We start from the raw sequence: 7906 nt of genomic DNA on the forward strand, positions 1-7906 counted from the left end.
CCCATGAGCCTCCCCAGCCCCATGAGAATCCAAGACCCCAGTTCCAGCCACTGTTCCAACCCCAATACGGGCTATAACCACCGTACCAGCCCCAAGAAGGTCCCCATGAATAATCATAGTAATTGGTAACATTCCCAGCAAAACCACCCCAATCAGAGTCTGTTGCTGCGTTACTCCAGCTGGTATCACTCCAAGCATTATATCTTCCATCCTGCTCCCTTGAATTCATTTCGGCATTCTGGATCATATTGGTATCCTGATAGTAATCGTAATATTCACCAACCCTGTTTCCGCCATTATTAATAATTACTCCTTCAGGCAAAGTGTCTTTATTAGGATCATAATAAACTCCGTCTGTCTCGCTGTAACCGCCCACCTGCGCAGTACAAGACATCAAAAGCAATCCACCTGAGATTACTAAAATCCCTTTAGATTTTAGCAAGCTAAGCAAATTTTTATGTATATTTCGTTTCATGATAATGTAAAAATTTTTAATTTAAATTATATTTGCAAATAGTACCAAAAATGTACCAAACACAGGTAATAAAATCTATCAAAAATAGACTTTTATTTTTAGATAACAATAACATAAAAAAGTTAAAAATTAATTAAAAAATAATGGCAAAATTAACCTCAAGAAGCGAAGACTACAGCAAATGGTATAATGAATTAGTTGTAAAAGCAGACTTAGCTGAAAATTCAGGAGTGCGAGGTTGTATGGTAATCAAACCGTATGGCTACGCTATCTGGGAAAAAATGCGTGATGAAATGGACAGAAAATTCAAAGAAACAGGCCACGTGAATGCATATTTCCCGCTTTTTGTGCCCAAAAGCTTATTTGAGGCTGAAGAAAAGAATGCAGAAGGTTTTGCAAAAGAGTGTGCTGTTGTTACCCATTACAGATTAAAAACTGATCCTGATAATCCACATAAATTAATTGTAGATCCTGATGCTAAATTAGAAGAAGAGCTTATTGTACGTCCTACTTCGGAAGCTATTATCTGGAATACCTATAAAAACTGGATTCAATCTTACAGAGATTTACCTATTCTTATCAATCAGTGGGCTAACGTTGTGCGTTGGGAAATGAGAACCCGTTTGTTTTTAAGAACGGCAGAATTCTTATGGCAGGAAGGACATACTGCTCACGCTACGAAAGAAGAAGCGGTAGAAGAAGCAGAAAAAATGAATGATGTATATGCTGATTTTGCTGAAAATTTCATGGCTATTCCTGTGGTTAAAGGTTTAAAAACTCCATCGGAAAGATTTGCCGGCGCTGATGAAACCTATTGTATCGAAGCCTTAATGCAGGATGGAAAAGCTCTTCAGGCAGGTACTTCTCACTTTTTAGGGCAAAACTTCGCGAAAGCTTTCGACGTAAAATTCACTAATAAAGAAGGAAAAATAGAGCATGCCTGGGCTACCTCATGGGGAACTTCTACCCGATTGATGGGAGCACTTATTATGACCCACTCAGATGATTTCGGATTGGTATTACCTCCGACTCTTGCTCCGATCCAGGTGGTTATTGTTCCTATTTTTAAAGGAGAAGAACAGCTGAACCAGATCAGTGAAGTTGCATTGGAATTACAAAATAAATTAAGAGCTAAAGGAATTTCCGTTAAATTTGATAATGACACTCAGAATAAACCAGGCTGGAAATTTGCAGAATATGAATTGAAAGGAGTTCCTGTAAGAATAGCCATCGGTCCTAAGGATTTAGAAAATAAGTCGGTGGAAATTGCAAGAAGGGATAACCTTACCAAAGAAACACATTCTGTAGAAGGGTTAGACACTTACATCGAAGAACTGTTGAAAACCATTCAGAAAGATATCTATGATAAAGCTTTTAACTTCAGAAAAGACCATATTACTAAAGTAGATACTTATGAAGAGTTTAAAGCAGTTTTGGAAGAAAAAGGAGGGTTTATCTACGCACATTGGGACGGAACTGAGGAAGAAGAAGAGCAGATAAAAGAGGAAACAAAGGCTACAATCAGATGTATTCCATTGGATGATGATATCGAAGAAGGTATATCTTTAATCTCTGGCAAGCCGTCTAAAAGAAGGGTTTTATTTGCAAAAGCGTATTAACATTTTAATAATAATTTAGGATAATTTTGTTAAATAATTTCTAAAAAAGCAACATTTAGGCAAAATTTTATTTAAATTTATCCAACATTAATTTTAAAAATAAATTTATTATGTCGTTAAATGTTATTGATTTAATTAAAGGACAATTAGGTCCTGCTTTGATTTCACAAGCTTCATCTCAGTTTGGAGAAAGTGAATCAGGAATTTCAAAAGCAATTGGAGGATTATTGCCTGCAGTTGTTGGAGGGCTAGCAAATAATGCCAATAACCCTGGTGTTTTAGATGCAATTACGAATGCTTCTTCAAGTGGAATTTTAGGAAATTTGTTAGGAGGTACTTCCAACAATTCTATCGTTTCAAGTTTATTGTCATCTATTTTTGGAGACAAAGTAGGCGGATTAGTTAATTCTATTGCTACATTTGCAGGAATCAGCAATAACACATCAAGTTCATTGCTTAACTTAGTAACAGGAGCTACTGTAGGATCTATAGGAAAATATGCGGCAGATAATAATTTAGATAAATCAGGAATCTCCAGTCTTCTTAGTGATCAGAAAGGAATTATTTCTACTTTATTACCAGCAGGATTATCCCTTGCTTCTCTTAATATTGGAGATTGGGCAAAAGGATATTCTTTTGATAATGATAAAATTAAAGTAACTTCCCACGAAGATCCAAAAGTAGAAGTTACCAGAAGTACCACTCCTACCGGAACTCATATTGATAATAATGATGGTGGGGGATCTATCTGGAAATGGTTGCTTCCTCTTTTATTGTTACTAGCTGCAGGATATTTCTTATGGAAGCAGTGTAATAAAACAGAAACAACCACTACCACCGTTTCAGAAAACACAGTAGCAGTCTCTCCTTCTGACAGCGTATCTGTAACTACTACAACTACAAAAGTTGATGAGAATATTGACCTTAACGGTGTAGCCCTTAAAGGATACAAAGACGGTATGGAAGACAAAATGATTACTTTCTTAAAAACAGACGGTTATAAGAATGCAGCAGATGATAATGCTCTGAAAAGCACTTGGTATGATTTCGACCATGTTAACTTTAAGCTTGGAAGTTCTACAGAACTTGAAGCTGGTTCTCAAGGACAATTAGACAACCTTGTAGCCATTTTAAAAGCATTCCCTGATGCTAAAATTAAAATAGGTGGTTATACCGATAAAACAGGTAATGAAGCTGCTAACGTTAAACTATCCCAGGCAAGAGCAGATTATATTAAAGCTGCTTTGGAAAAAGCTGGTGTGGGAGCTCAGGTTTTAGGAGCAGAAGGTTATGGTAGTAAATTCGCCACAGTAGATGCCACAGCTTCTGATGCTGAAAGAGCAATTGACAGAAAAATGTCTGTAAGATTTGCTAAATAAAACTTAGACTTATTATAAATTAAATCCCGGAAACTGGTTTCCGGGATTTTTTGTTTTCATATATTTTTCTTGTTCATTTATTTTAATTAAATTTGTTAGTCATTTCTAACATTTATGAATTTTAATATAAAAAGAGCCTGGAGAAAAGATAAAACCCTCCATTCATTACCGGAAGTATATTCCTCTATAAATGTTCCAAAGAATGGAAGTTTCTGGAAGAAATATCTTGCTTTTGCAGGTCCGGGGCTTATGATTGCAGTAGGATACATGGATCCTGGGAACTGGGCTACGGATATTGCCGGAGGAGCTCAGTTTGGGTACACTTTACTTTCTGTAATTCTTATTTCCAATATATTTGCTATGGTTCTGCAACACCTTTCCGTAAAACTGGGTGTAGTCGCAGAAAGAGATTTAGCACAGGCCTGCAGAGACCATTTTGGTCCCCGAACTAATTTCATGCTCTGGGTATTTTGTGAAATAGCTATTGCTGCCTGTGATCTTGCAGAAGTAATAGGTTCAGCCATAGCCCTAAATCTTCTTTTTCATATTCCGCTCACCTGGGGAATTGTGATCACCACAATCGATGTCCTTTTAATACTTTTGCTTCAATCTAAAGGATTCAGATGGATAGAGAGTATTGTAGGTGGTCTTATATTTATCATTCTCGCCTGTTTTGTGTACGAGATTATTGTTTCAAAACCTGAGTTAAATGCGGTATTGGGAGGCTTAGTTCCCCAAAAGGAGATTATTCAGAATCCGGCTATGCTGTATATCGCGATTGGGATTTTAGGAGCAACTGTAATGCCTCACAACCTTTATCTTCACAGCAGCATTGTTCAGACCAGAAATTATACACGTGACAAAGAGGGTAAGAAAGAAGCGATAAAGTTTGCGACTTTAGACAGTACTGTTTCACTATTATTAGCTTTTTTCATCAACGGGGCCATCCTTATCCTTGCAGCAGCCACTTTCCATACTACAGGAAATAAAGATGTTGCAGACATTCATGATGCTTACAAAATGCTGGCTCCTATTCTGGGGGCATCAATGGCAAGTATCGCCTTTGCTATTGCACTACTGGCTTCCGGACAAAATTCCACCCTTACAGGAACTCTAGCCGGGCAAATTGTCATGGAAGGCTTTTTAAATATAAGATTAAAACCGTGGCTGAGAAGACTTATCACAAGACTTATCGCTGTAATCCCCGCTTTAATCGTAGCTATTTTATACGGTGAGAAAGGAACCACGGAATTATTGGTATTAAGCCAGGTTATTCTGTCTATGCAGCTGAGTTTCGCGGTAGTACCTTTAGTTATGTTTACCAGTGACAAGGAAAAAATGGGAAGCTTTGTCAACAAACCCTTTTTAAAGATCAGTGCATGGGTCATCACTTTTGTGATCATTGTTTTAAATCTTTATTTGCTTTATCAGACCTTTTTTGGTGAATGATTTTCTGCCTTAATGTCCTGATTTTTTATTTGGCAAAGTCTTTGTCAAACAATCAGTAAAAAGTTATTGAATTATGGAAAATCAGGATATCAACGAAGAAAACATCAATAAACAGGAAGAAAACAATCCTCAAAACGAAACTATTTCATCGGAAAATGTGACAGCTACTCCTACTGCAGAAGAACTTTTGGCAGAAGAAAAAGACCGTTACATCAGATTGTATGCTGAATTTGAGAATTATAAAAAGAGAACATCCAAAGAAAAAATGGAATTTTTCCAATATGCCAATCAGGATATGATGATTTCAATGTTGGGAGTTTTGGATGATTTTGAAAGGGCTCTTAAAGAAATTGCTAAAAATGGTAATTCTGCCGATCTTCAAGGAGTGGAACTTATCTATCAGAAATTCAAAAATAAACTAGGGGAAAAAGGCTTAAAAAGTATGGAAGTAAATGCAGGTGATGCATTTGATGTGGACTTCCATGAAGCTATCACGCAGATCCCGGCTCCTTCAGAAGAGCTTAAAGGTAAAATCGTAGACGTTATTGAAACAGGATACACTTTAAATGATAAAGTGATCCGCTTTGCAAAAGTAGTAACGGGAAATTAAAATTAATAAATGATGAATGATGAGTGTCTCTAATGAAACTCTCATGGATTAACATTTACATTTTGTCATTTATCAATATACAATCATATAAATCATGTCAAAAAGAGATTATTACGAGGTTCTTGAAATAACGAAGTCCGCATCAGCAGATGAGATCAAGAAGGCCTACCGTAAAATGGCGATCAAATATCACCCTGATAAAAATCCGGGGGACAAAGCTGCTGAAGAAAAGTTTAAGGAAGCCGCAGAAGCTTATGAAATATTAAGTGATGAGCAAAAACGTGCAAGATATGACCAATACGGCCATGCAGGAGTAGGCGGAAACGGAGGATTCGGCGGTGGCGGATTCGGTGGCGGAATGAATATGGAAGATATTTTCAGTCAGTTTGGAGATATCTTTGGAGGTCATTTTGGCGGTGGTGGATTCGGTGGATTTGGTGGCGGAGGTCATCAGCAGGTAAAAGGTTCCAATCTACGAATCAGAATCAAGCTGAATCTTGAGGAGATGGTCAACGGAACCCAGAAAACTCTTAAGGTCAAAAAAATGAAAGTAGCGGAAGGCGCTACTTCAAAAACATGCCCTACATGTAATGGTTCAGGAGTTCAGGTAAAAGTAATGAACACGATGTTCGGGCAAATGCAGACCCAAACTACCTGCGGAACTTGTCAGGGAATGGGTAAAGTTGCTGATAAAATTCCTGCCGGAGCCAATGCTCAGGGACTTATAAAGGATGAAGAGGAAATCACGATTAACATTCCGGCCGGAGCCAGAGACGGAATTCAGCTTAATGTAAGAGGAAAAGGGAATGATGCGCCTTTTGGAGGAACCCCAGGGGATTTGCTGGTAATTGTAGAAGAGGAAGCAGATAAAGTAATCAAAAGAGAAGGTGATAACCTTCATCAGGAATTATACATCTCTTTTGCAGAAGCTGCTTTGGGAGCTAAAAAAGAAGTTCCAACAGTAGGTGGTAAAGTAAAAATCACCATTGAAGCAGGAACTCAATCCGGAAAGATATTAAGACTGGCAGGAAAAGGTCTTCCAAGTATTGACAGCTACGGAAAAGGAGATATGTTCATTCATATCAATGTATGGACTCCTCAAAAACTCACGAAAGAACAAAAAGAATTCTTTGAGACCCAGATGTCTAGCGGCGAAATGGTCGCGGAACCATCCGGAAAAGAAAAAACTTTTTTTGATAAAGTAAAAGACTTATTCAACTAATATAAAGAGACCTTAACGGTCTCTTTTTTTATACAGAAACGCCAAATAAATCTTTATTTCGTATATTCGCTTACAATAATAATTTAAAAACACATATTCTATACTATATTACAAAAATTATTTATACATAAATATCATAAATTATTTATACAAGTTATTATGTAATATAAAAATAAAACAGGATGAAAGAAAATTGTTTAAACTGCGAACAATCAATAGATGGGAATTTCTGCAGTAACTGTGGACAAAAAGCAAGCACTAAACGTTATTCATTACAGCATTTCTTTAAACATGATCTCATTCACGGTATCTGGCATGTCGACAAAGGAATCCTGTTCACTATTAAACAGTTATTTACACGGCCCGGACACAGTATCAGAGAGTACATACAAGGGAAAAGGGTTAATTATTTCAGTTTTATTACTTTAATTCTTATTGTTTTAGGGATTTCCGGTTTATTAGAATATTATTCCGGTATTAAAATAGCAGATATTATATCATCCACTAAAGAAGTAGAACTTTATAATAGCATGAAGAATTTTGCTGATAAATATCCTAAACTAATTCCAGTAATAACCATCCCTTTATATTCCTTATTCAGCTTTTTATGGTTTAGAAAGGCTCAGCTGAATTACTCGGAACACCTTGTTTTAAACTCTTATATAGTCGCAGCTCAATTAATTATTATTTTAATATTTATTATAATTTCTGTTTTCTATACAAATATTTCCGGACTTCTCCTTATTTATTCAGTTATTGGTTTCATCTCTTTAATTTACTCCATCTGGTTTTATTACCAGTTTTTTTCTAAGTTCAGCTATAAAGTATTAAGTTTAGTATGCAGAACTATTGCTGTCCCTTTTACCTATTTTATTTTCACCCTTATTATAGGTATGATTATGACAAAATTCAGCTCATAAAAACTGATTAAAGTAAGTATTTAATTTTCCTATTGATAGCAACCAAAAGAAAACTTACCGCTAAAAGGCTTATCATAAAAGCAACATTTTCCCAAACTCCCAGATGCAGATCAAAAATAAGTTTCATGATTAAAGGATGCACCAGATAAATAGCTGTAGATATACTGGCCAGGACTTTAGAATCTGTGGGAATGATAATATTCTTACCATATAAAAATACAATCGGACAAGC

7 protein-coding genes and 1 pseudogene are annotated in these 7906 nt (G+C 36.3%); 6 read left to right on the forward strand and 2 right to left on the reverse strand.

Going from position 1 to position 7906, the window contains the following annotated elements:
• Positions 1-475, reverse strand: a pseudogene (locus Q0A18_RS09865) (prolyl-tRNA synthetase); the annotation flags it as partial.
• 143 nt (positions 476-618) lie between these two features.
• On the opposite strand from Q0A18_RS09865, the gene proS reads away from it, so the two are divergent.
• From proS to Q0A18_RS09895, 6 genes are all read left to right on the forward strand, one after another.
• On the forward strand, positions 619-2094 hold the full coding sequence (proS, locus tag Q0A18_RS09870) for a proline--tRNA ligase (RefSeq protein WP_292009978.1): 1476 nt from the start codon (positions 619-621) through the stop codon (positions 2092-2094).
• Between the two features lie 110 nt (positions 2095-2204).
• Positions 2205-3473: an OmpA family protein gene (locus tag Q0A18_RS09875; protein WP_292009979.1), complete on the forward strand. Its 1269-nt coding sequence runs from the start codon at positions 2205-2207 to the stop codon at positions 3471-3473.
• 114 nt (positions 3474-3587) lie between these two features.
• Positions 3588-4922 (forward strand): Nramp family divalent metal transporter, encoded by a 1335-nt coding sequence (locus Q0A18_RS09880; protein WP_292009980.1) that lies wholly within the window; start codon positions 3588-3590, stop codon positions 4920-4922.
• 73 nt (positions 4923-4995) lie between these two features.
• On the forward strand, positions 4996-5532 hold the full coding sequence (locus Q0A18_RS09885; RefSeq protein WP_292009981.1) for a nucleotide exchange factor GrpE: 537 nt from the start codon (positions 4996-4998) through the stop codon (positions 5530-5532).
• A gap of 94 nt (positions 5533-5626) precedes the next feature.
• Positions 5627-6754 (forward strand): molecular chaperone DnaJ, encoded by a 1128-nt coding sequence (gene dnaJ / locus Q0A18_RS09890; protein WP_292009982.1) that lies wholly within the window; start codon positions 5627-5629, stop codon positions 6752-6754.
• Between the two features lie 182 nt (positions 6755-6936).
• Positions 6937-7674, forward strand: a complete 738-nt coding sequence (locus tag Q0A18_RS09895) for a DUF3667 domain-containing protein (protein WP_292009983.1) — start codon at positions 6937-6939, stop codon at positions 7672-7674.
• Positions 7675-7681: 7 nt separating this feature from the next.
• Here the strand turns inward: Q0A18_RS09895 and Q0A18_RS09900 are convergent.
• Positions 7682-7906 (reverse strand): hypothetical protein (locus Q0A18_RS09900; RefSeq protein ID WP_292009984.1); only part of this gene is annotated, 225 nt, incomplete at its 5' end.

Origin of the sequence: Chryseobacterium sp. (assembly GCF_022712095.1) — a bacterium.
Lineage (GTDB): Bacteria > Bacteroidota > Bacteroidia > Flavobacteriales > Weeksellaceae > Chryseobacterium.

Coding starts and splice junctions, on each gene's coding strand:
- Q0A18_RS09875 (WP_292009979.1), top strand. CDS start 2,205: ATGTCGTTAAATGTTATTGATTTAATTAAAGGACAATTAGGTCCTGCT.
- Q0A18_RS09895 (WP_292009983.1), top strand. CDS start 6,937: ATGAAAGAAAATTGTTTAAACTGCGAACAATCAATAGATGGGAATTTC.
- proS (WP_292009978.1), top strand. CDS start 619: ATGGCAAAATTAACCTCAAGAAGCGAAGACTACAGCAAATGGTATAAT.
- Q0A18_RS09885 (WP_292009981.1), top strand. CDS start 4,996: ATGGAAAATCAGGATATCAACGAAGAAAACATCAATAAACAGGAAGAA.
- Q0A18_RS09880 (WP_292009980.1), top strand. CDS start 3,588: ATGAATTTTAATATAAAAAGAGCCTGGAGAAAAGATAAAACCCTCCAT.
- dnaJ (WP_292009982.1), top strand. CDS start 5,627: ATGTCAAAAAGAGATTATTACGAGGTTCTTGAAATAACGAAGTCCGCA.